Raw genomic sequence first — 478 nt, 5'->3', positions numbered from 1 at the left:
AACTCCTCCTCCGGCGCCTTCGCCACCAGATGCCTGCGGCTGTACAGCCCGAAGTAGGCCAGCGCCACGATGTACACCGCCAGCGCGATGAACGCCGCCGTCACGTCCACCAGGAACGTCGCCACCAGCGCGGCGCAGGCCAGCACCAGCGCCACCGACGAGGTCAGCACGCCGCCCGGCGTCCGGTACGGCCGCGGCAGCTCCGGCTCACGGCGCCGCAGCACGATGTGCGACAGCGACATCAGCGCGTAGGAGATCGTCGCACCGAACACGGCGATGTTCAGCATCCGCGCCCCGTTGCCCGTGCTCGCGGCCAGTGCGAACCCGATCGCGCCCGGCACCAGCAGCCCGAGGTACGGGGCGCGCCGGCTGCTGGTCAGGGACAGGAACCGGGGCAGGTAGCCCGCCCGGGACAGGGCGAACAGCTGCCGCGAGCCGGCGTAGATCAGGGAGAAGAACGAGGCGATGAGCCCCGCGA

General features: G+C 71.5%; 1 protein-coding gene. It reads right to left on the bottom strand.

The genetic code is table 11. The annotated features are described in order from the left end of the window. On the bottom strand, positions 1 to 478 hold a 478-nt coding region (locus LPA54_RS37405), incomplete at both ends, for an amino acid permease (protein WP_228984901.1).

Source organism: Streptomyces sp. DH12 (assembly GCF_020873895.1).
Classification (GTDB): domain Bacteria; phylum Actinomycetota; class Actinomycetes; order Streptomycetales; family Streptomycetaceae; genus Streptomyces.
This window is presented reverse-complemented; position numbering and strand designations above follow the sequence as displayed.